At 72.7% G+C, this 22,573-nt stretch carries 21 protein-coding genes and 1 other RNA gene; 15 read left to right on the forward strand and 7 right to left on the reverse strand.

Features of this window, described 5'->3' with window-relative positions; translation table 11 throughout:
* Positions 1-2 precede the first annotated feature (2 nt).
* Both AB0B83_RS01345 and raiA read left to right on the forward strand, forming a co-directional pair.
* Positions 3-707, forward strand: a complete 705-nt coding sequence (locus AB0B83_RS01345; RefSeq protein ID WP_357576459.1) for a ComF family protein — start codon at positions 3-5, stop codon at positions 705-707.
* Positions 708-955: 248 nt separating this feature from the next.
* Entirely contained in the window at positions 956-1,588 is a 633-nt protein-coding gene (gene raiA / locus AB0B83_RS01350; protein WP_357576460.1) for a ribosome-associated translation inhibitor RaiA, read from the forward strand.
* Positions 1,589-1,646: 58 nt separating this feature from the next.
* Here the strand turns inward: raiA and AB0B83_RS01355 are convergent, their stop codons facing one another.
* Both AB0B83_RS01355 and AB0B83_RS01360 read right to left on the reverse strand, forming a co-directional pair.
* On the reverse strand, positions 1,647-2,756 hold the full coding sequence (locus AB0B83_RS01355) for a GNAT family N-acetyltransferase (RefSeq protein ID WP_357576461.1): 1,110 nt from the start codon (positions 2,754-2,756) through the stop codon (positions 1,647-1,649).
* A complete protein-coding gene (locus AB0B83_RS01360; protein WP_357576462.1) occupies positions 2,753-3,916 on the reverse strand; it encodes a GNAT family N-acetyltransferase in 1,164 nt (387 codons plus the stop codon). Before AB0B83_RS01360 ends, AB0B83_RS01355 begins: the two co-directional genes overlap by 4 nt.
* A gap of 160 nt (positions 3,917-4,076) precedes the next feature.
* Between AB0B83_RS01360 and secA the strand changes: the two genes are divergently transcribed.
* Positions 4,077-6,998, forward strand: a complete 2,922-nt coding sequence (gene secA, locus AB0B83_RS01365) for a preprotein translocase subunit SecA (RefSeq protein ID WP_357576463.1) — start codon at positions 4,077-4,079, stop codon at positions 6,996-6,998.
* A 206-nt stretch (positions 6,999-7,204) separates the two neighbouring features.
* On the opposite strand, the gene AB0B83_RS01370 is transcribed toward secA, so the two are convergent.
* The gene (locus AB0B83_RS01370) at positions 7,205-7,801 is read right to left on the reverse strand and encodes an Rv3235 family protein (protein WP_357576464.1); all 597 of its coding nucleotides are present in this window, start codon (positions 7,799-7,801) and stop codon (positions 7,205-7,207) included.
* 104 nt (positions 7,802-7,905) lie between these two features.
* Entirely contained in the window at positions 7,906-8,133 is a 228-nt protein-coding gene (locus AB0B83_RS01375; RefSeq protein ID WP_121396459.1) for a helix-turn-helix domain-containing protein, read from the reverse strand.
* Positions 8,134-8,350: 217 nt separating this feature from the next.
* Between AB0B83_RS01375 and AB0B83_RS01380 the strand changes: the two genes are divergently transcribed.
* Complete coding sequence (locus AB0B83_RS01380; RefSeq protein WP_357576465.1) at positions 8,351-8,860, forward strand: hypothetical protein; 510 nt, start codon at positions 8,351-8,353, stop codon at positions 8,858-8,860.
* A 64-nt stretch (positions 8,861-8,924) separates the two neighbouring features.
* On the opposite strand, the gene AB0B83_RS01385 is transcribed toward AB0B83_RS01380, so the two are convergent.
* Positions 8,925-10,076, reverse strand: coding sequence for a hypothetical protein (locus AB0B83_RS01385; RefSeq protein ID WP_357576466.1), 1,152 nt, complete (start codon positions 10,074-10,076; stop codon positions 8,925-8,927).
* Between the two features lie 251 nt (positions 10,077-10,327).
* On the opposite strand from AB0B83_RS01385, the gene pruA reads away from it, so the two are divergent.
* From pruA to AB0B83_RS01435, 10 genes are all read left to right on the forward strand, one after another.
* Positions 10,328-11,956 (forward strand): L-glutamate gamma-semialdehyde dehydrogenase, encoded by a 1,629-nt coding sequence (pruA, locus tag AB0B83_RS01390; RefSeq protein ID WP_357576467.1) that lies wholly within the window; start codon positions 10,328-10,330, stop codon positions 11,954-11,956.
* Between the two features lie 103 nt (positions 11,957-12,059).
* Complete coding sequence (locus AB0B83_RS01395) at positions 12,060-12,863, forward strand: tryptophan 2,3-dioxygenase family protein (RefSeq protein ID WP_151456887.1); 804 nt, start codon at positions 12,060-12,062, stop codon at positions 12,861-12,863.
* Between the two features lie 117 nt (positions 12,864-12,980).
* Positions 12,981-13,496 carry a PadR family transcriptional regulator gene (locus AB0B83_RS01400; RefSeq protein ID WP_357576468.1) on the forward strand — a complete coding sequence of 172 codons (516 nt, stop codon included), beginning with the start codon at positions 12,981-12,983 and terminating at the stop codon, positions 13,494-13,496.
* A gap of 195 nt (positions 13,497-13,691) precedes the next feature.
* Positions 13,692-14,813 carry a peptide chain release factor 2 gene (gene prfB / locus AB0B83_RS01405; protein WP_311414173.1) on the forward strand — a complete coding sequence of 374 codons (1,122 nt, stop codon included), beginning with the start codon at positions 13,692-13,694 and terminating at the stop codon, positions 14,811-14,813.
* A 118-nt stretch (positions 14,814-14,931) separates the two neighbouring features.
* Positions 14,932-15,612, forward strand: coding sequence for a cell division ATP-binding protein FtsE (gene ftsE, locus AB0B83_RS01410; RefSeq protein WP_089001878.1), 681 nt, complete (start codon positions 14,932-14,934; stop codon positions 15,610-15,612).
* 65 nt (positions 15,613-15,677) lie between these two features.
* Positions 15,678-16,553: a permease-like cell division protein FtsX gene (ftsX, locus tag AB0B83_RS01415; protein WP_357576469.1), complete on the forward strand. Its 876-nt coding sequence runs from the start codon at positions 15,678-15,680 to the stop codon at positions 16,551-16,553.
* A gap of 135 nt (positions 16,554-16,688) precedes the next feature.
* Positions 16,689-17,168 (forward strand): SsrA-binding protein SmpB, encoded by a 480-nt coding sequence (gene smpB, locus AB0B83_RS01420; protein WP_088964850.1) that lies wholly within the window; start codon positions 16,689-16,691, stop codon positions 17,166-17,168.
* Positions 17,169-17,272: 104 nt separating this feature from the next.
* Positions 17,273-17,648: a transfer-messenger RNA gene (gene ssrA / locus AB0B83_RS01425) on the forward strand.
* A gap of 190 nt (positions 17,649-17,838) precedes the next feature.
* Positions 17,839-18,309: a hypothetical protein gene (locus AB0B83_RS01430; RefSeq protein ID WP_357576470.1), complete on the forward strand. Its 471-nt coding sequence runs from the start codon at positions 17,839-17,841 to the stop codon at positions 18,307-18,309.
* Positions 18,310-18,349: 40 nt separating this feature from the next.
* Positions 18,350-19,312, forward strand: coding sequence for a hypothetical protein (locus AB0B83_RS01435; RefSeq protein WP_357576471.1), 963 nt, complete (start codon positions 18,350-18,352; stop codon positions 19,310-19,312).
* 21 nt (positions 19,313-19,333) lie between these two features.
* Here AB0B83_RS01435 and mdlC read toward each other — a convergent pair whose 3' ends face one another.
* Together mdlC and AB0B83_RS01445 are read right to left on the reverse strand one after the other, a co-directional pair.
* Entirely contained in the window at positions 19,334-20,929 is a 1,596-nt protein-coding gene (gene mdlC / locus AB0B83_RS01440) for a benzoylformate decarboxylase (RefSeq protein ID WP_357576472.1), read from the reverse strand.
* An 84-nt stretch (positions 20,930-21,013) separates the two neighbouring features.
* Positions 21,014-21,817 carry an S-methyl-5'-thioadenosine phosphorylase gene (locus tag AB0B83_RS01445; protein WP_357576473.1) on the reverse strand — a complete coding sequence of 268 codons (804 nt, stop codon included), beginning with the start codon at positions 21,815-21,817 and terminating at the stop codon, positions 21,014-21,016.
* Positions 21,818-21,967: 150 nt separating this feature from the next.
* Here AB0B83_RS01445 and AB0B83_RS01450 point away from each other — a divergent pair, with 150 nt between their 5' ends.
* Positions 21,968-22,558, forward strand: a complete 591-nt coding sequence (locus AB0B83_RS01450) for a YqgE/AlgH family protein (protein ID WP_089001872.1) — start codon at positions 21,968-21,970, stop codon at positions 22,556-22,558.
* The last annotated feature ends 15 nt before the right edge of the window (positions 22,559-22,573 follow it).

The following is a 22,573-nucleotide window of genomic DNA, read 5'->3' on the forward strand; positions in this document are numbered from 1 at the left end:
CCGTGCGGGATCTCGGCGGGCTCTGGGCGGACCTCACCGACCTGGTGCTGCCCGTGGAGTGCGCCGGTTGCCGCGAGCGCCGGCCGGGGCTTCGGCACGGCGTCTGCCCGGAGTGCGTGGCGGCGCTCGGCGCGCTGCGCCCCCGGGCCGTACGACCCACTCCTGCCCCGCCCGACCTGCCGCCCTGCGTCGCCCTCGGCCCGTACGCGGGCCCGCTGCGGGAGGCGTTGCTGGCGTACAAGGACCACGGCCGGCACGGGCTGGCCCGGCCGCTGGGGGCGCTGCTAGCCGAGGTCGTGGCGGCGGCGGTGGGCGGGGTCCGCCCGGTGACGCTGGTGCCGGTGCCGGACACCGCGGCGGCGGCCCGCGCCCGGTACGGCGACCACCTCGGCCGGCTGACCCGGCACTGCGCGGACCGGCTGCGCCGGGCGGGCTGGCCGGTGCGGGTACGGCGGCCGCTGCGGGCCCTGCCCCGCCCCGACTCGGTGACGCTGGACAGCGCCGGCAGGGCGGCGGCGGCCGAGGCGGCCTTCCGGGTCCGCCCACGGGTCCCGTCCGCGCCCGACGGGGCGGCGGTGGTGGTGCTCGACGACATCCTGACCACCGGGTCCACCCTCGCGTCCGTGGGGCGGGCGCTGACCGCGAGCGGGCTGTCACCGACGGTCGCCGCGGTGCTCGCCGCGACCGAGCGACGGCGCACTTTGTGACGGTGCGTGTTTCCGTTTCACCCGTTGGTGTATGAGCTGTGAAAAATTGTTGGCTGTCCCGGCGACCGGGGGTGACTGTCGAGGGAACAGGAGTTAGCGTTTTCGTGTCGGGGGTAGGAGGTGTTTCCATCCGCCCCCGGTGGTGAAAGGAGGCGTAGCCGCACTGACCGGTCGACGCCGAGTGGGGCCTCCCCCAGGGCGCGCGACCGGATGCCGGAACGAACGACCGTCCGAACTAGGGAGGTCACATGGACATCGTGGTCAAGGGCCGTAACGTCGAAGTGCCGGATCATTACCGGGTGCACGTGGCGGACAAACTCGCGAAGATCGAACGCTACGACCATAAACTTATTCGTGTCGATGTGGAGCTGTTCCACGAGCGCAATCCGCGCCAGGCCGACCACTGCCAGCGCGTCGAAATCACCTGCGTTTCCCGTGGCCCGGTGATCCGGGCGGAGGCCTGCACGAACGACTTCTACAGCGCGCTCGACGCGGCCATCGCCAAGCTGGACACCCGGTTGCGCCGGGCGGCCGACCGCCGCCGCGTCCACCGGGGCCGGCACGCGCCGCTCTCCGTCGCCGCAGCCACCGCCGGCCTGCCGGTGGCCGGCCTCGACGCGCCGCTGGGCGCGTCCCCCGACGGCGTCGGGACGGCCACCGCCGTCGCCGAACGGGTCGAGGAGGAGGAACACGACCAGCCCTGGCACATCGCGCGGGAGAAGGTGCACCCCGCCGAGCCGATGACCGTCGACGAAGCCCTGTTCCAGATGGAACTCGTCGGCCACGACTTCTACCTGTTCCAGGACAAGGAGTCCGGCCGCCCGAGCGTCGTCTACCGGCGGCACGCCTACGACTACGGAATCATCTCCCTCGCCGTCTGACCCTCCGGCGCCGTGGTGGCGGCCCACCCGCCAACCACGGCCGCCGAGGGCGGGCGGGTCAGCGGAGTTCGTCGGGGAGCAGCCCGAAGACCAGGTCGTCGATGCGGCTGCCGGCCAGTCCCGGCAGCCGCCCGAGCAGCAGACCCTCCCGGCGGAATCCCACCCGCTCCAGCACCCCGTGCGAGGCGGTGTTGGCGGGCACGGTGCCGGCGACCAGCCGGGCGATCCCGGCCGGACCGAACGCCCAGCCGGCCAGGAGCCGTACCGCCCTGGTGGCCAGCCCGCGTCCCCGCTGGTCGGGCAGCAGCGCGTAGCCGACCGAGCCTTCGCCGGCCGCCGGGTCGGAGAGGCTGAGCCCGCAACTGCCCGCCGGCTCGCCGGTGACCGCGTCGACGATCAGCAGCCGGGCGATGCTGCCGGTGAGCCATGCGCTCTCGGCCAGCAGGCAACGCCGCTCGACGGCCGCCCGGGTCGGCGGCACCGGCGGGGCCTGGTTCGCCACCACCTCCGGACGCGTGTGCAGGCGGTACATCACGTCGACGTCGTCCGGGCCGAGCCGGCGCAGGGTCACCACGCCGTCGGTGAGCCGGCCGTCGGGCAGGTCCGGCAGGAGCCGGGGGGCGGGACCGGGTGGGTCGTCGGCGAGGCGTACCCACGCGAGCAGGTCCGTCCGGCCGCCGCCCCGCAGTTGGCCGGCCGCCCGGCGTACCCCCTCGTGGGTGAAGCCGGCGGCGAGCGCCACCCGCTGGCTGGCCGGGTTCTCGGCGTGGGTCATCAGCTCCAGCCGGTGGAGACCGTGCCGGAGCGCGGAGTCGGCCAGGGCCCGCGTCGCGGCGCTGGCGATCCCGCGCCGCCGCGCCCACGGCGCGACCCAGTAGCCCACCTCCGCCTGCCGGCGCGGCGGCACGACCTGGCCGATGCCCGCGCCGCCGACCAGCCGGTCGGTGGTCCGGTCGGCGATGGCGTACGCGGCCCCGCCGGTGGCCCAGGCCGCCGGGGCGCCCTCGGTGATCCACCAGCGGGCGTCGGCCTCGGTGTACGGCTGCGGCATGCCGGGGTTGAACCGCAGGTTGACCGGGTCGCCGCAGCCGGCGGCCAGGTCGGCGGCGTCGGCGGGGCGGAACTGCCGCAGCCGCACCCCGTCGGCCTCGATCACCTCGGGCGTCACGTCAGGTCCCCGGCGAGCAGTGCGCCGACCCAGACGTCCACCCGCTCGTCGCGGTGGGTGAGCCCGCCCCGGGCGACGCCCTCGACCGTGAAGCCGGCCTTCTCGGCGACCCGACGGGAGGCGGTGTTGCCGACGTTTGCCTTCCATTCGATCCGGGCCAGGCCCAGCGTGGTGAAGCCCCAGGCGCTGAGCGCGGTCAGCGCGGCCGACAGGTAGCCCCGGCCCCGGGCCGCGGGGGCGGCCATGAAGCCGACGTCGGCCAGCAGCGGGTCGGCGGGGGAGAGCCGCAGGTCGATCGTGCCGACGTACCGGTCCTCGGCGTCGGCGACCACGAAGCAGGCGCTGGTGCCGCCGGCCCAGGTGCCCCGGCCGAAGTGCAGGTACGACTCGGCGTCCGCCCGCTCGTACGGGTCGGGCACGGTGGTCCACCGGATGCTCTCCGGGTCCCGGCAGGTGTCGACGACCGCGTCCAGGTCGCGCTCCTCCATCGGGCGCAGCCGCAGCTCGGTGGCGCCGGCGGTGGCGAAGAGGACGGGCTGGGGCCCGCCGAAGATGGCGGCGCGACGGGCCTCCAGGGTGCCCGATCCGGCCGGACCGGTCTCCCCGGGGGCGGGCACCTCGCCGGGGAGCAGGGAGCCGATCCAGCCCTCCGCACTGCCGCCGGGGGCGGGGTCGGCGAGCCGCAGCCGGCCCTCGACGCGGAAGCCCGCCCGGAGCGCGACCAGGCGGGAGGCGTGGTTGCCCACCTCGGCCTGCCAGATCAGCCGGCGCAGCTCCAGCGCGTCGAACGCCCAGCGGGCGACGGCCCGGCTGGCCCGGACGGCCACGCCCGCGCCCCGGGCCCACGGCGCGGTCCAGTAGCCGATCTCGCCGGAACGCAGGCCGGTGTCGATCGAGACGAGCCCGCAGGAGGCGAGCAGTTCGCCGGTGGCGGCGTCGCAGACCGCGAACGGCGCCCCGGCGCCCGTCGCCCAGTCCGCCGGGGTCACCTCGGTCACGAACCGGTGCGCGTGTTCGGGCAGGTACGGGCGCGGTACGGTGGTCCAGCGCTGGATGTCCGGGTCCTGGCACGCCCGGTGCACCGCGTCGGCGTCGGTCGCCCGCCAGGGTCGCAGCAACAGGCCGTCCTCGGTGATCTCGACAGGTTCCACCCGAGCCATCGTGCCGGACCGTTCGCGGACGGCGTAACCGGATTTCGGCGGGGCGGCGCGAGTCGGGCGTGTTATGTCGGTTTCGCCGGCTCGGAGGGCCGCCACCAGTGACCATCGCGCCGATGGAGCGCCTACGATGGTTCGAGACTGTCTAGGGGAGCGTTGATCCGTGTCGATTCTGGAAAAGGTCCTCCGCGCGGGCGAGGGCCGTATGGTGCGCCGGCTCAAGGCCATCGCCGCCGCCGTCAACTCGATCGAGGACGACTACGTCAACCTCACCGACGAAGAGTTGCGCGGCATGACCGACCAGTTCAAGGAGCGGCTCGCCGACGGCGAGACCCTCGACGACCTGCTGCCGGAGGCGTTCGCGGTCTGCCGCGAGGCGGCCGCCCGGGTGCTCGGCCAGCGGCCCTACGACGTCCAGGTCATGGGCGGCGCGGCGCTGCACTTCGGCAACATCGCCGAGATGAAGACCGGTGAGGGCAAGACCCTGACCTCGGTCATGCCGGTCTACCTCAACGCGCTCTCCGGCAACGGCGTGCACGTCATCACGGTCAACGACTACCTGGCCCAGCGGGACGCCGCCTGGATGGGCCAGGTGCACGAGTTCCTCGGCCTCACCGTCGGCGTGGTGCTGCCCAACCGGCCGGCCACCGAGCACCGGGCCGCCTACGAGTGCGACATCACCTACGGCACCAACAACGAGTTCGGCTTCGACTACCTGCGCGACAACATGGCGTGGTCGAAGGAAGAGCTGGTCCAGCGCGGCCACAACTTCGCGGTGGTCGACGAGGTCGACTCGATCCTCATCGACGAGGCCCGCACCCCGCTGATCATCTCCGGCCCGGCCGAGCACTCCGCCCGCTGGTACGGCGAGTTCGCGGGCGTCGTGGCCCGGCTCCAGGCCGGCAAGGACGGCGAGGGCGACTACGAGGTCGACCACTCCAAGCGCACCATCGCCGTCACCGAGCGCGGCGTGGCCAAGGTCGAGGACCGGCTGGGCATCGACAACCTCTACGAGTCGGTCAACACCCCGCTGGTGGGCTACCTCAACAACGCCATCAAGGCCAAGGAGCTCTACAAGCGCGACAAGGACTACATCGTCAGCGACGGCGAGGTCCTGATCGTCGACGAGTTCACCGGGCGCATCCTGCACGGCCGCCGCTACAACGAGGGCATGCACCAGGCGATCGAGGCCAAGGAGGGGGTGGAGATCAAGCAGGAGAACCAGACCCTGGCCACCATCACCCTCCAGAACTACTTCCGCCTCTACGAGAAGCTCTCCGGCATGACCGGTACCGCCCAGACCGAGGCGGGCGAGTTCAACAAGGTCTACAAGGTCGGTGTGGTGACGATCCCGACCCACCGGCCGATGGTCCGCCAGGACCGGCCGGACGTGATCTACAAGACCGAGAAGGCCAAGTTCAACGCCGTGGTGGAGGACATCGCCGAGCGGCACGCGATGGGTCAGCCGGTGCTCGTCGGCACCGTCTCGGTGGAGAATTCCGAGATCATCTCCCAGCTGCTGCGCCGGCGCGGCATCCCGCACTCCGTGCTGAACGCCAAGTTCCACGCCCGTGAGGCCGAGATCGTCGCCCAGGCCGGCCGCAAGGGCGCCGTCACCGTCGCCACCAACATGGCCGGTCGTGGCACCGACATCCTGCTCGGCGGCAACGCCGAGTTCCTCGCCGCCAACGAGCTGCGCCAGCGCGGCCTCGACCCGGCCGAGCAGGAGGAGGAGTACGCCAAGGCGATGGAGGAGGTCCTGCCCCAGTGGAAGCAGGCCTGCGACGCCGAGGCGGAGGAGGTCGCCGCCGCCGGTGGCCTCTACGTGCTGGGCACCGAGCGGCACGAGTCCCGGCGCATCGACAACCAGCTGCGCGGTCGGTCGGGCCGGCAGGGTGACCCGGGCGAGTCCCGCTTCTACCTCTCGCTCCAGGACGAGCTGATGAAGCGCTTCCGCTCCGGCGCCGTCGAGGCGGTCATGGAGCGCTTCAACATCCCGGAGGACGTGCCCATCGAGTCGAAGATGGTCACCAAGCAGATCAAGAGCGCGCAGGCCCAGATCGAGGGCCAGAACGCCGAGATCCGCAAGAACGTCCTCAAGTACGACGAGGTCATGAACAAGCAGCGCCAGGTGATCTACGCCGAGCGGCTGCGGGTGCTCAACGGCGAGGACCTCTCCGACCAGGTCCGCAACATGATCGACGACGTCGTCGACGCGTACGTGCGGGGGGCCACCGCCGACGGCTACGGCGAGGACTGGGACCTGGAGCAGCTCTGGGCCAGCCTGAAGCAGCTCTACCCGGTGGGCATCACGATCGAGGAGCTGGAGGAGGAGGCCGGCGGCTCGCGGGCCGGCATCGACGCGGACTTCCTGCTCTCCCGCCTCAAGGAGGACGCGCACGCCGCGTACGACCGGCGTGAGGAGCAGCTCGGCGAGGAGGGCACCCGCCAGCTGGAGCGGATGGTCCTGCTCCAGGTCATCGACCGCAAGTGGCGCGAGCACCTCTACGAGATGGACTACCTCCAGGAGGGCATCAGCCTGCGGGCGTACGCCCAGCGCGACCCGGTGGTGGAATACCAGCGCGAGGGCTTCGACATGTTCGCGACGATGATGGACGGCATCAAGGAGGAGACGGTCGGCTTCCTCTACAACCTCGAGGTCCAGGTCAACGAGCCGGAGCCCGAGGCCGAGGAGGTCCAGCTGCTCGACAAGCCGGTCGAGATCCGGGCCAAGGGCCTGGGTCGGGCCCCGCAGCAGCAGGGCCTGCAATACTCCGCGCCGACCATCGACGGCGAGGCCGGCGCCGGTGCGGTGGCCGTCGAGCACGCCGAGCAGCAGGCGCCCGCGCTGGGCGTCGGTCGTCCGGCACCGGCCGCCCCGGCCGCGCCGGGCACGACCGCCCCGGCGGCGCCGCAGCGTCCGGCGTCGGGTCTGCGTGGCCCGGGCGTCCCGGCCGGCAACAACCGGCGGGCGGCGTCGGGGCAGGCGGAGGCCGGCAACGGCCCGTCCCGCAACGCGCCGTGCCCGTGCGGGTCCGGCCGGAAGTACAAGCGCTGCCACGGCGCCCCCAACGGCGGCGCGTGACAGGCAGCTGAGCGGGCCAGCGCCCGCCGGAGCAGTCGAGCCGTGGTCCTCGTGGACCACGGCTCGCTTCCGTCTCGGCCACCGTCCGGGCGGCTGGTCACCCGGGCCGGGGGGTGCGCACCTCGGCGACCGCCGGGTCGGCGCGCACCAGGTCCACCCCGGGATCGTGGGTGAGCACCGTGCGCGCCTGGCCGGAGCCCGATGGCTCAGAGCACCTGGAGGGCCGTGCAGAGCCAGCTGCCCCGGCGGTGCTCCAGGCGCAACGCCATCGCCCAGGTACGCCCGCCCGTGCTGGTGAGCACCGCGGCCACCTCGACGGCGGCGGTGCGCGGCTCGCAGACCCGCAGCCGGAGCAGGCGTACGGCCGGGCGGGTCGACCGGCGGCGGAGCGGGCCGGAGCGGGCGGTGGCGCGGGCCAGCTCGGGCAGCAGCCCGGCTGCCCGCGCCGGGTCGAGCAGCGGCCTGAGCTGCCCGGGCGAGCGGTAGCCGTTGAGCACCTCCAGGCAGGTGCGGACGAACCGGTGCGCGGCCCGGGTCGCCTCGGGGGTGGCGGTCACCAGCGCGTCCAGTGGCAGCGGGGCGGCGGGCCGACGGCCGGGGCCGGTCGGTACCGGCCGCTGTCGTCGGCCGGGCGGCCGGTCGGCCTCGCGCCGGGACGGCTCGAACAGGTCGAGGACGAGCTGGGCGTGGCCCGGGGCCGGCCAGTGGGCGGCGTCGTCGTCGGTGAACGGCGGCTCGAACGAGGGGGCGGGGCGTAGCCGCACGGGAGGGCGCGCCGGCCCGGGTCGGCGGTGATCGGTCATCCGGGAACCTCCCACGATCTTGCGTTTGCCTTCGTTTGCCTTCGACAAGCTTCATTCTCGGGCACGGCAGAGCTCGCGGTCAATGCCCCTGCGGAGTGGTCCAGCTACTCCGGGTCGCGGTCGGCCAGCGGGTTGCTCCGCACCCAGTCGGCCGTCTCGGCGTACTTGCGCTCGATGTACTCCTCCAGCCGGGCGCGTTCCACCCGCCACTGGCCGCGCCCGCCGATCTTGATCGCGGGCAGCTCGCCGCTGCGCACCATGTGGTAGACCTGCGAGTCCGACACGTTCAGCTCGGTGGCCACGTCGGAGAGCAGCAGGAACCTCGGCTCCACGGAAACCCCCGGGGTTGGCGTCGTTTGCTTCAGTTTGCCACCGACGGCCGACATGGCCCAGCCGCCCGGCCGCGACCTGCGCCGAGCCGCCCCGGGACACACCGGTGGGACGCTTCCACCGCAGAAGGTGCGCGGTGTATGACGGTCACGGCGATAGGGCATGATCGGCCGGGGCCGGCGGAAGCCGGCGCAGGGACCTGAGCGGGGGAGACGAGCGGTGACCGAGGAGCTTGTCCGGGTGTACGTGCCGGCGACCGTCCCGATGCTGACCCTCCTGCGCGGCGCCGGGCTGCCGGTGGCCGCCGCGCACGCGGTGACCCCCACCCTGCGGGAGTGGTACGCCGAGGGCGACGAGGAGGAGCTGGAGTACGTCGCCTTCACCCGGGCCGCTCAGGACGCGTTGCAGCTGCTCCGGGCCGACCCCGACGCGCCCCGCCGCCGGATCGTCGTCTCGGTCGACCTGCCCGCCTCGGCCGTGGGCCGGGGCGACGGGGAGCTGGGCTCCAGCGCGGTCGAGCTGAGTGCCCCCGTGCCGGTGGGCGCCGTCGCGGCCGTCCACATGGACGGCGCCGACGCGGTCGAGGACGTCTCCGCCGCGGCGGAGGCGGTCACCGAGGCCCTGGCCGGCGACCCGGACGCGCAGTTCACGGTCGACGGCGCCGAGGACCACGAGCTGGAGTGGTACGACGTCACCGAGCTGGACCTGCTGCTCCGCGCCACCTCCTGACCTCCCGCGCGCCGCCTGCGCCGCCCGACGGGCGGAATGTCGGCCGGTGCCGGGTGCCGCGAGGTCAGCGGGTGGGGGCGGCCTCGACCGGCTCGTCGTCGTCGGCGTGGGCCGGCCCGAGGGTGCGGCCGAAGGCGATCATCGCGGTCAGGGCGCCGACGAAGAGCACCCAGATGGCGTTGTCGATCCGGGAGGTGCCCAGCGAAGTCTGGGCCACCGCGTCCGCCTCGCTCAGCGCCCCGGCCAGGTCGAGCAGGGACCGCCCGCCGACCCGGATGATCACCTCGGCGACGATCAGGAGCAGGCCCGGGCCGGCGCCGGCCAGCAGGTAGGCGGGCCAGCGGGGCGCGGGCGCCGCCGCGTCGAGCCGGGCGGACCGGCGGCGGGCCAGGGTCAGGTACCCGAAGGCCAGCAGCCCGGCCACCAGGCCGGCGAGCAGGGACTCGGTGCGGGACACCCACTTGGCCGCGCTCAGCAGCGACTCCTGGCCGTCGCCGCCGCCGAACAGGTCGAAGAGCGGGTCGCGGGCCCGGCTGAAGGCCACCACGAAGATCAGCGTGCCGAGGGCGGCGGCCACCACGGCCCCGACCACGGACCCGCTACGCGCGCCGGCGACGGCCCCGCCGACGGTCGCCGCTGCGGCGGTGGTGGCGGCGATCACGTTGGTGGTCGCGTTGTCGGCGTACGTCAGATTGATCGCGAACGCGGCGGCGAGCCCGACGAGCAGGCCGGTGCCGATCGCCGCCACGAAGCGCAGGGTGACCCGCTCGCTGCCCCGGCGGGCGAGCAGGTCGACACCGAAGAGGGCGAAGCCGGCGCCGGCGACCAGCGCCGCCGAGATCACCCCCGGCAGGGCGAACGCGGAGAGGCTGATGGCGGTGAGCCCGGCCGCCGCGGAGCTGATCACCTCGCGGGTCGACCAGAGCATCGCGGCCAGCCACCCGAGCGCCAGGAGCGCCAGCACCGGCGCACCGGGCGCGAGCGGCAGCGCCGTCCCGCCCCGCGGGTCGACGGAGGGGCCGGCCCCGGTCGCGTCGGTCTCGTCCACCGGTGCGGCGCCGGTGGCGTCCCGCGCTTCGGCGGCGGTGTCCCCGGCGGCGTCCGTCGCGGCGGCGGCGGTTTTCCCGACGGCGTCCGTCGTCTCGGGAACGGCGTCGCCGGCCGGCGCCGACCGGTCCGACTCCGCGGCTGCGGAGCTGCCGGGCTGCTTGGTCATCGTGTTCCCTCCGACGGACGCCCGGCCCCGGTGGGCCGGCAGTTCACCGGCCACCCAGCGTACGCGTCCACCACGCCCGCCCCCGTCGCCCGCCCCGCGCAGGGTGGAAGGGCCGGGGGTGGGGCGTGGAAGAATCGGGGAGAGGTCCCGCTGCCGTGACCGGTCAACCCGGCACGGCGTCGGCGCCGGTCACCCGGCCGGTGCCCGCGGGTCCGGTTTCGCCACCGCTGTCGAGATCGCCAGGAGCCTTGATGGACGCTGTGTTCTCCGTACCCGAGCCGCGCAACGAGCCGGTCCGCAACTACGAGCCGGGCGGTGCCGACCGGGAACGGCTCCAGCGGCGGCTGACCGAGCTGGCCGCCGAGCGGATCGACCTGCCGATGACCATCGCCGGTGAGCAGCGGATGGCCGGCGGCGAGTCGATCAACGTCGTGCAGCCGCACAAGCACGCGCACGTGCTCGGCGTCACCGCACACGCCACCCACGACGACGCCCGCGCCGCCGTGAAGGCCGCCAAGGACGCCGCCGGGATGTGGCGGGCCCTGCCGTTCGAGGAACGGGCCGCGATCTTCCTGCGCGCCGCCGAGCTGCTCGCCGGCCCGTGGCGCGACACGCTGAACGCGGCCACCATGCTCGGCCAGTCGAAGACCGTCATCCAGGCCGAGATCGACGCGGCCTGCGAGTTCATCGACTTCCTCCGCTTCAACGTGCACTTCGCCCGGGAGCTGCTCGAGGCGCAGCCGATGTCGTCGCCGGGGGTGTGGAACCGCTTCGACCACCGCCCGCTGGAGGGCTTCGTCTACGCGGTCACCCCGTTCAACTTCACGGCCATCGCCGGCAACCTGCCCTCGGCGCCGGCCCTGCTGGGCAACACCGTGGTCTGGAAGCCGGGCCCGACCCAGCAGTTCGCCGCGCACTTCACCATGCGGCTGTTCGAGGCGGCCGGCCTGCCCCCCGGCGTGATCAACATGGTCACCGGGCGCGGCGAGGAGGTCTCCGACGTGGTGCTCGCCGACCCGGACCTGGCCGGCATCCACTTCACCGGCTCCACGAAGGTCTTCCAGCACCTGTGGCGGACCGTCGGCGAGAACATCTCCCGCTACCGGGGCTACCCCCGGCTGGTCGGCGAGACCGGCGGCAAGGACTTCGTCGTCGCGCACACCAGCGCCGACGTCGACGCCCTGCACACCGCCCTGATCCGTGGCGCCTTCGAATACCAGGGCCAGAAGTGCTCGGCGGCGTCCCGGGCGTACGTCCCGCGGTCGCTGTGGGAGGGCGGGCTGCGCGACCGGCTGGCCGCCACCGCGGAGTCCCTCACCTACGGCGACGTCACCGACTTCGGCAACTTCGGCGGCGCCGTGATCGACGCCAAGGCGTTCGACCGGCACCGCGCCGCGCTGGAGCTGATCTCCGGCGACGACGCCTGCCGGGTCCTCGCCGGCGGCACCGCCGACGACTCCGTCGGCTGGTTCGTCCGGCCCACGCTGTTCGAGTGCACCGACGCGGCGCACGAGACGTTCACCACCGAGTACTTCGGGCCGATCCTCGGCGTGCACGTCTTCGACGACGGCCGCTTCGACGACGTGGTCAACCAGGCCGAGTCGATCGCGCCGTACGCCCTGACCGGGTCGATCTTCGCGACGGACCGCCGGGTGGTCGACGCGGTCGCCGAGAAGATGCGGTACGCGGCCGGCAACTTCTACATCAACGACAAGCCGACCGGCGCCGTGGTCGGGCAGCAGCCCTTCGGCGGCGCCCGGGCCAGCGGCACCAACGACAAGGCCGGCTCCTGGCACAACCTCGTCCGGTGGATGTCGCCCCGGACGATCAAGGAGACCTTCGTCGCGCCGACCGACCACACCTACCCCCACATGGGCTGAGGTCGAGGTGTAAGGAAGGGCCCTTTCTCCACGCCTCGTGCACAGGAAGGGGCCCTTCCTTGCCAGCGGGCGGGGGTGGGGCGGCGGCGGTACCGTGGCCGCTGTGACCCACCCCACCCCCGCGCAGGATCCCCACTTCGGCGAGCAGGGTGGCCTGCTCACCTACACCGACTACCTGCGGCTGGCCGACCTGCTGGCCGCCCAGGTGCCGGAGTCCGACCCGGCCTCCCACGACGAGCTGCTCTTCATCACCATTCACCAGGTCTACGAGCTGTGGTTCAAACTGCTGCTCTCCGAGCTGACCGACGCCCGGGACCGGATGCTGGACGGCGAGACCTACCTGCCCCGGGTGCGGCTGGAGCGCTGCCACGTGGTGGAACGGGTCCTGATCGGTCAGGTCGACGTGATCGACACGATGACCCCGCAGGACTTCCTGGCCTTCCGCACCAAGCTCGCCCCGGCCTCGGGCTTCCAGTCCGCCCAGTTCCGGGAGATCGAGTTCCTCTCCGGCCTCAAGGACCCGGACTACCTGCGCCGCTTCCGGGGGCTTCCCGACGTCGAGCGGGAGCGCCTGGAGCGGCGGCTGGCCGAGCCGAGCCTCTGGGACGGCTTCCTGGCGGTGCTGGGCAGGGCCGGTTTCGACGTCACCGAGGAGGAGTCGCGCTTCGCCGCGTACGCCACGATCGCCGGGGACCGGGAGCGGTTCGGGCCGCTGTGGGACCTCGCGGAGGCGCTTGTCGCCCACGACCAGGCGTTCTCGCTGTGGCGGGCCCGGCACGTGCTGATGGCCGAGCGGCAGATCGGCACGAAGCCCGGCACCGGGGGCTCGGCCGGCGGGGCTTATCTGCGCTCCCGGGTGGAGACCCGGTTCTACCCGGAGCTGTGGGAGCTGCGTAGCCGACTGTGACCGTTCCGCGCCTCCTCGACGCACTGTCTCGCGCCGACAGTGCACATAGGAACCCGACCGGGTGGCGAAAATGCCAAATCCTGGACGCCGCGTCGGCAAAGTGGCAGCGTGAGGGGCATGGCGGATTCCGGAGTCAACCCCACGGCGGCGGCCCTGCTCGGGCTGCTCCACGAGGGCCCCATGACAGGTGGCCAGTTGATGGCCGCCGCCGAGCGCCGACTGGCGCCGTACTGGTCGATGACGCGTAGTCAGGTCTACCGGGAGCTGCCGGTGCTGGCCGAGCGGGGCCTGGTCCGGATGGGCAAGCCCGGCCCGCGCTCAAGCCAGCCGTACGCGATCACCGCAGCGGGAAAACGGACATTCTCCCGCTGGTTGGCCGAGGAGCCGGGGCGGGACACCATCCGTAACCCGATCGCCCTGCGGATCGCCTTCGGCGAGCTGCACTCGGCCAGCCAGCTCAAGAACCTCCAGGCCGCGGCCAACGAATACCACACCGAGGCCCTGGCCAAGGTCCGGGAACAGGTCAAGAACGCCAAGAAGGAGGGCGACGCGTACGACGCCAGCGCGCTGGAGTTCGCCGTCGCCTACCACAAGGCCGCCCTGTCCTGGCTGAAGAGCGCCCCGGTCGCCTGACCACAGGGCATCCCACCGGAACCTTTTTGGCTCGTGACTGCGGGGCTCGCAAGCTCACTCCTCGCACGAGCTGGGTCTTTTTGGCTCGTGACTGCGGGGCTCGCAGGCCCGCTGCTCGCACGAGCTGGGTCTTTTTGGCTCGTGACTGCGGGGCTCGCAAGCTCACTCCTCGCACGAGCAGTACCCTTGTCTGTCGTGACCGCTGCCGATTACGCCGAACAGCTCAAGGGCCTCGACGCCACCCTGCGCAACATCGAGGCGGTGCTCGACATCGACCGGCTGCGCGCGGACAAGGACCGCCTGGAGCAGGAGGCCTCCGCGCCCGACCTGTGGGACGACCAGGCGAAGGCCCAGCAGGTGACCTCCCAGTTGTCGTACGTCAACGGCGAGATCAGCAAGCTCGGCAGCCTCCGCTCCGGGCTCGACGACGCCAAGGTGCTGCTGGAGCTGGCCGAGGCGGAGTCCGACCCGGGAGTGCTCACCGAGGTCGAGGCGGAGATCGCCTCACTGGGCAAGGCCATCGAGGAGATGGAGGTCCGCACCCTGCTCTCCGGCGAGTACGACTCCCGGGAGGCGCTGGTCGCCATCCGGGCCGGCGCCGGCGGCGTGGACGCGGCGGACTTCGCCGAGATGCTGCTGCGGATGTACCTGCGCTGGGCGGAGCGGCACGGCTACCCGACGGAGGTCTACGAGACCTCCTACGCCGAGGAGGCGGGCCTGAAGTCGGCCACCTTCACGGTCAAGGTGCCCTACGCGTACGGCACGCTCAGCGTCGAGTCGGGCACCCACCGGCTGGTGCGGATCAGCCCCTTCGACAACCAGGGGCGCCGGCAGACCAGCTTCGCCGGCGTCGAGGTGCTGCCGGTGGTCGAGCAGACCGACAGCATCGAGATCCCCGAGAACGAGATGCGGGTCGACGTCTACCGCTCCTCCGGCCCGGGCGGGCAGAGCGTCAACACCACCGACTCCGCCGTGCGGCTCACGCACATCCCGACCGGCATCGTGGTCACCTGTCAGAACGAGAAGTCCCAGCTGCAGAACAAGGCGTCCGCGCTGCGGGTGCTCCAGGCCCGCCTGCTGGAGCGCAAGCGCCAGGAGGAGCAGGCCAAGCTCCAGGGCCTCAAGACGGACGCCGCCGGCTCGTGGGGCGACCAGATGCGGTCGTACGTCCTGCACCCGTACCAGATGGTGAAGGACCTCCGGACGGAGCAGGAGACCGGCAACCCGACCGCGGTCTTCGACGGCGACCTGGACAAGTTCCTCGAGGCGGGCATCCGGTGGCGCAAGCAGCAGCAGCTCGCCGGCGACGCTGCGTGATCAACCGTGGGCGGAGCGCGTCGTCGATCTTCCCGGTACGCCCGAATTGGATGACGCGACTCGCAACGGCGGGGCGTGGGGCTTGGCTCCTCGGTTACACCGCGTAGACTCACGACCCGTGATTCAGCTTGAGCAAGTGACGAAGACGTACCCGAAGGCGTCCCGGCCTTCGCTCGACAACGTGTCCGTCTCGATCGAGAAGGGTGAGTTCGTCTTCTTCATCGGTCCATCCGGCTCCGGCAAGTCCACCATCATCAAGTTGCTGCTGCACGAGGTCTCGCCCAACAAGGGCCGGGTCGTCGTCAACAGCAAGGACGTCACGTCGATGCGTTCCTGGAAGCGACCTCACTTCCGGCGTTCCATCGGCTGCGTGTTCCAGGACTTCCGGCTGCTGCCGAACCGCACCGCGTACGAGAACGTGGCGTTCGCCCTCGAGGTGATCGGCAAGACCAAGGCGGTCGCCCGCCGGGTCGTGCCCGAGGTTCTGGAGCTGGTCGGACTCGGTGGCAAGGAGCACCGTTACCCGCACGAGCTCTCCGGTGGTGAGCAGCAGCGGGTCGCCGTCGCCCGGGCGTTCGTGAACCGTCCGCTGATCCTGCTCGCGGACGAGCCGACCGGAAACCTGGACCCGGACACCTCGATCGAGATCATGCGCCTGCTGGACCGGATCAACCGCACCGGCACGACCGTCGTGATGGTCACGCACGACTCCAACATCGTGAACCAGATGCGCCGCCGGGTCATCGAGATCGAGAGCGGCCGCATCGTGCGCGACCAGGCCCGCGGCGTCTACGGCTGAGTCGACGCCACCCCTGCGCAGCCTGACGACGAACACCTCATGCCGGAGACCCGGAGGAAATCCCGATGCGCGTGAAATACGTCCTGTCCGAGGTACTGGTCGGACTGTGGCGCAACGTGACCATGACCATCGCGATGATCATCACGATGGCGGTCTCGCTGACCATGCTCGGCGCCAGCGGTCTCATGTACCGCCAGGTCGACGACATGAAGGACCTCTACTACAAGAACATCGAGGTCTCGATCTTCCTCACCCAGGAGGTGAGCCCTGAGCAGCGCGGCGCGTTGGAAACCCAGCTGAAGGGCGACCCGCTGGTCAAGGAGGTCCTCTACGTCAACAAGGACGAGGCGTACAAGCGCTTCCAGGAGATGTTCCAGGACGCTCCGGACCTGCTCAGCGCCGTCAAGGCGGACAGCCTGCCCGAGTCGTTCCGGCTGAAGCTGAACAACCCGGAGCAGTACAAGAACATCTACGACCAGTACAAGGAAGTCGAGGGCGTCGACGAGATCGTCGACCAGAGCCGGCTGCTGGACAAGATCTTCGACATCCTCACCGCGATCCAGAACATCGCCCTGGCCGCCGCGATCGTGATGGCCGTCGCCGCCCTGCTCCTGGTCGCCAACACGATCCAGGTGGCCGCGTACAGCAAGCGGCGTGAGGTCGCGGTCATGAAACTGGTCGGCGCGTCGAACTGGTTCATCCAGGCGCCGTTCGTACTGGAGGCCGTGGTCGCCGGCCTGATCGGCTCGTTGCTCGGCCTGGTGGCCCTCATCGCGGCCAAGTACCTGCTCTTCGACGGGTCGCTCCAGGCGCTGCAGGGCCTGCTCTCGCCGATCAGCTGGGGCGACATCCTGTTCATGTTCCCGCTGATGGCCGGCGTCGGTGGCCTGGTCAGCGCGATCACCGCCTGGGTCACGCTCCGCTTCTACCTGCGGGTCTGACGCCCGTACGGCTCGACGACGGCCCTCCCGCGCCAGGAACAAACGGCGCGGGAGGGCCGTTGCCGTTCGGGTAGCATGATCTCCGCCCCGCGGCCGGTCACGTCCGGCGCGGATCACCGGAAGGGGGTGGCGCCGATGCCACGGGAAAAGGGACGCAAGGTCGTCGCCTCCAACAAGAAGGCCCGGCACGACTACGCGATCCTCGACACCTACGAGGCGGGCATGGCGTTGACCGGCACCGAGGTCAAGTCGCTGCGGGCCGGGCGCGCGTCGCTGGTCGACGCGTTCGCGCAGGAGCGCAACGGCGAGCTCTACCTGCACGGGATGCACATTCCCGAGTACACGCAGGGCACCTGGACCAACCACGAGCCCCGGCGGACCCGCAAGCTGCTGCTCAACCGGCTGGAGATCGACCGGCTGATCGGCAAGACCCGCGAGGGCGGCCTGACCATGGTGCCGTTGCAGGTCTACTTCTCCGACGGCTGGGCCAAGGTGGAGATCGCCCTGGCGAAGGGCAAGAAGTCGTACGACAAGCGGCAGGACCTCGCCAAGCGGGACGCGGACCGGGAGATCGCCCGGGTCGCCGGCCGGCGTGGCAAGGGCATGGACGACTGAGATGTCCGTCCTGTCCGGTCCGGCGCGCCCGCCGGGGGCTCGGGATGAAACCCGTTGCGGGAGGCGTTACGCTTGTCAGTGCCGCCACATTGGCGGCCTGTCGAGGGGGTGACTGGTTTCGACTTCGTACGCAGCGACAGGGGAAGCGAGCCGAGGAAGCCGACGTCGTCTCGAGAATCGGTCGTCGGAAACCAATAAGCGCCAAGAACAATCGCGCTGACTTCGCTCTCGCCGCCTGAGGCGAGTAGTGAGTCTGTCGGCCTGGGAGCGCCTTCGACCCAGTTAGCCGGCATCAGCTAGAAGGCTGGCCAATCGGACCCGGTCGCGGGGTCCGTGCGGCGAGATCAATCAGCGACTGGGCCCGTCACACCAACTTGCTCGCGTGAGCGGTGGGGCCGAGTAGAGGCACAGCGAGCTGCGCTCGGAGAAGCCCTGACAAACCGGCGAAGGACCCGGGTTCGATTCCCGGCACCTCCACCACCAGACGATGCGCCCCGGTCCACCGGACCGGGGCGCATCGTCGTGTCCGGACCGGTCGGCCCTGGGGCGGCCGGGTCGCACGGGACAGGAGGGGCGGATGGGACCGATGAGGTCCGTCCCGCCTCTGGACAGGGCGGACGCGCGGGTCCACCATCGCTGTACGCGGTCAGACGCGACGCGGGAGGTGCCCATGGTCACCGGTCCGATCCAGCAGCCGCCCACCCCGCCCGGAGGGCTCCGGCCGCGCGCCGCGCGCCGGCTCCCCGGCACCCCGCCCGGGGACCTGCACCCGCTCGCCCGGGCGCTGGCCGTCGCGCCGGCCGGGCCGCGCTGGCGGGAACGTTTCCTCGTGGGGCTCGGCCCCGTGCGGCGGGGCTTCACGGAGCACGTCCGGGTCACCGAGGGGCCCGCCGGCCTCTACGCCGAGGTGCTCGGCCAAGCGCCCCGGCTGGAACGCGGGGTGCGCCTGCTGGCCCGGGAGCACGTCGCCATCACCGCCGGGCTGAGCGCCCTCCAGCAGGCGGCGGAGCTGCCGGACGCCTCGCTCGACGACCTCCTCAACCGGGCCGCGCACCTGCTGCGGGCCCTCGCCCGGCATCGGCAGCGCGGCGCGGACCTGCTCTGGGAGGCGTACGAGACGGATCTCGGCGGAGAGACCTGACCAGGGGGAACCGGTGTGGGCGTACCCACGTCCAACCCACATGCGCCGTACCGCCGCCCTGCTGGGCCTTCCGCTGTTGATGATCGTCGCCGGGTGCGCGCCGGCCGGCTCCGACCCGGCCGTCGACCCGGTCGACTCCGACCCCCGTCGCGACGCCTTCGCCCAGCGGGCCACCGAGGTGGCCGACTCGTGGCGACCGCTTCCGGCGTGGAAGTCCGGTTACGTGCCGATGCAGGACCCGACGGTGCTCGTCGGCGACCCGGGCTTCACCGGGGAGACCAAGATCGCCTTTCTCAACGGCTGGTACCGCGACCAGGTCGACATGCCCGTCGCGCAGCCCGCCGACGGCACCATCACGTTCCCGGACGGCACGCTTACCGTCCCGCTGGTCAGCGCCGCCACCGCGTACGGGCAGCTGGACCAGGGCGACCCGCCGCCGTGCGACGGCCGCCCCAAGGACCCCGGGACGAAGCTCCCCGGTGGCGGCCCCACCATCGAGCCGGGCCCGGACGGCCCGGTGAGCAGCAACTCGCAGACCGCCTGCGTCCCGCTGACGGTCACGGCCGTGAAGCTGGGCACCGCGCCGGTGCGCACCAGCCGGGGCGAGGCGCAGGTGCCGGCGTGGCTGTTCACCGTCGAGGAGATCACCGCGCCGGTGGCCCGACTCGCCGTGGCGCCGCAGGCCGTCACCGCCCCGCCCGAGCCCGCCCCGCCCGCCCAACCGGCCCCGGAGGGGCTGGTCGGCGCACAGGACGTCCAGTCCGTCAACGGCACCGAGCTGACCTGGCGGCTCGGCGTGGGCAGCTGCGACACCGCAATCACCCCGATGGTGCAGGAGCGCGACGACGTCGTGGTGGTGGGCGGCAGCGTGATCCGCGCCACCGGCGTGTGCAACGCGATGCTGAAGATGGAACCGGTCACCGCCACGCTGAAGGCGCCGCTGGGCGACCGGCCGATCCTCGACGTGCTCACCGGCGCGCCGCTGCGCCTCGCGACGCGCTGACGGGGGCTACCGGGTGGCGGCTCACAGGAGGCGGGGCACCTCGGTGCTGACCGGCACCGGCAGCACCGTCGGGCCGTCGGCGCGCAGGCCGGCGGCCAGGGCGTCGCCGAGCTGCTCCGGGGTCTCCACGACGGTGGCCGTGCAGCCGTAGCCCCGGGCGATCGCGGTGATGTCCAGCCCCGGCAGGTCCAGCCCGGGCACCCCCGGGGTGTCCTTGAATTCGGCGAAGGCCTTCAGGATCGCGTACTGCTGGTTGACCGGCACCACCACGACCAGCGGCAGGCGCAGCCGCGCGGCGGTCCAGAGCGCCTGCACCGAGTAGTGGAACGAGCCGTCCCCGATCACCGCGACCACCGGCCGTCCCCGGCCGGTGTCGCGCTGCGCGAGCGCGATGCCGACCGCCGCCGGCAGGCCGTACCCGAGGCCGCCGCTGGCCATCGTGAAGTACGACCCGGGGCGGGTGGCGCGCAGCCGGCGGCGCAGCGCCGGCAGGCTGGACGGCGACTCCTGGACCAGGATCCCGTCGGCCGGCCAGTGCCGGGCCAGGGCCGCGAAGAGGGCGTCCGGGGCCAACGGCAGCCCGTCCGCCGGCGGGGGCGGATCGGGGCGCGCCGGCGGCGCCGGCCGGTCCACCGCCGGGAGCAGGTCGACCAGGGCGGCCAGGGCCAGCCCGGCGTCGGCGAGCAGGCTGTCGCCCACCGGCGCGCGGGCGGCCTCGTCCGGGTCGTCGGTGACGTGCAGCAGGCGGGCCCCGGCGGGCAGGTGGTCGCCCGGCACGTGCGGGTAGTAGCGGAACACCGGAGCGCCGACCACCAGCACCGTGTCGTGCCCGTCCAGCGCCTCCGAGAGCGGCCCCATCGCGAACGGGAGCACCCCCCGGAAGTGCGGGTGGTCCTCGGGAAAGGCGGCCCGCTCCGGCGCGGGCGCCGACCAGACCGGCGCGGCGAGCCGCTCCGCCAGCGCCACGGCGGCGGGCCAGCCGTCGGCCCGGTCCACGGCCGCGCCGAGCACCAGCGCGGGCGCGCGGCTGGCGGCCAGCACGGCGGCGAACTCGCGCAGCCGGCGCGGGTCGGGCGCGAACCGGGTCGCCACCGTCCGCACCGGCGGTGGCGGGTCGGCCGGCTGCGCCCAGTCGTCGAGGGGCAGCGAGAGGAAGACCGGCCCGGCGGGCGGCTGCACCGCCGTCGCGTACGCCCGCATCAACGCCGCCGGGACGTCCTGCGCGCGGACCGGCTCGTGGCTCCACTTCACGTACGGCTGGGGCAGTTCGGTGGCCCGCCGGCTGGCCAGCCGGGGCTCGATCAGCAGCATCTCCCGGGTCTGCTGGCCGGCGGTGACGATCAGCGGGGTGCGGTTGTGCCACGCGGTGACCAGGTTGCCCATGCCGTTGCCCGTGCCGGGGGCGGTGTGCAGGTTGACGTGCGCCGCCCCGCCGGTGGCCTGCGCGTAGCCGTCCGCCATGCCGACGGCCGACGCCTCGTGCAGGGCGAGCACGTAGTGGAAGTCGTCCGGGAAGTCGCGCAGGAACGGCTCCTCCGTGGAGCCGGGGTTGCCGAAGACCGTGGTCAGGCCGAGGGCCCGGAGCAGGTCGTACGTGGTGTCGCGGACCGTAGCCATCGCCTCTGAATCTATCCGGACGACTCAGGCGACTAGGGCTTTTCGCCGCTGCTCCAGGTGTAAGGAAGGTGCCCTTCCTTCACCTCAGGGGAGCGCGAAGGGGAGGGTGATGCCGTCCAGCGCGTGCCCGCAGGCGCAGTCCCGCTCGGCCGGCAGTGCGGCGACGGCCGCCAGCAGCAGGCCCCGCAGCCGGTCGGTGTTCTCCCCGAAGACCCGGAACACCTCCTCCTGCGTCACCGCGCCGCCGCCCTCCACGCCCGCGTCGAGGTCGGTGACCAGGGCGATCGAGGAGTAGCACAGGGCCAGCTCGCGGGCCAGCACCGCCTCCGGGTGGCCGGTCATGTTGACCACCGTGCCGCCGATCGAGGCGTACCACCGCGACTCGGCACGGGTGGAGAAGCGCGGGCCCTCGACCACCACCACCGTCCCGCCGTCCACCGCGGGCACGTCCCGGCCGGCCGCGGCGGCCAGCAGCGTACGCCGGCCCGAGGGGCAGTACGGGTCGGCGAAGGAGACGTGCACCGCGCCCCGGTCGTAGTAGGTCTGCGGCCGTCCGCTGGTGCGGTCGATCAGCTGGTCGGGCACCACGAACGTGCCCGGCCCGAGATCCGGCCGCAGGCCGCCCACGGCGCAGGGGGCGAGCACCTGGCGTACGCCGAGGGAGCGCAGCGCCCAGAGGTTGGCCCGGTAGGGGATCAGGTGCGGCGGGTGGCGGTGGTCCCGGCCGTGGCGGGGCAGGAACGCCACCCGCCGGCCGCTGACCTCGGCGATCGTCACGGCGTCGGACGGCGGCCCGAAGGGCGTCTCCACCACGTGCTCGGTCGCGTTGTCGAGCAACGCGTAGAGCCCCGAACCGCCGATCACCGCGAGTTCAACCGTGGGACCCATCGGCCCTCCCTCGTGTCCGCCGATCTACCGCACGTCAGACCTTAGCCACCGCCCCGGGGGCAGGCTATGGTGCCAGGCATGGCGTTCACAGCGCGGATGACACCGGTGCCCCCGGGCGTCCCGGTCCGGTCGGTCTGACGGGTGTCCGGCATGCAGGGAGAGGGGCAGGCGATCGGCGGGCGGGCGACGGGGTCGATGACCGGGCGGCTGCTGGTCGCGACGCCGGCGCTGAAGGACCCGAACTTCGACCGTACGGTGGTGCTGCTGGTGGCGCACGAGCCCGGCGGCGCCCTCGGCGTGGTGCTCAACCGGGCCACCGAGGTGCCGGTCGCCGACGTGCTCGGCGACTGGAGCGACCTGGCCCGCGACCCGGCGGTGCTCTTCGAGGGTGGCCCCGTGCAGCCCGACTCGGCGATCTGCCTGGCCCGGATGCGCCACCCGGTGCAGCGGCTCAGGGGATTCCACCAGGTCTCCGGGGCGGTCGGGACCCTCGACCTCTCCGTCGACCCGGGGCCGCTGCGGGAGGGCATCACCGGCATCCGGGTCTTCGCCGGCTACTCCGGCTGGGGCACGGGGCAGTTGGAGCAGGAGATCGAGGACGGCTCCTGGTTCGTGCTGGACGCGCTGCCCGGCGACGCCTTCGTGGACCGGCCGGACGACCTGTGGCCGATGGTGCTGCGCCGCCAGGGCGGCATGATGGCGGCGGTCGCGCACTTCCCGCCGGACGTGGCGCTCAACTGAGCCGCGTGGGGTGGG

The sequence above is a fragment of the Micromonospora sp. NPDC049060 genome (assembly GCF_040649055.1).
GTDB classification, from domain to species: domain Bacteria; phylum Actinomycetota; class Actinomycetes; order Mycobacteriales; family Micromonosporaceae; genus Micromonospora; species Micromonospora reichwaldensis.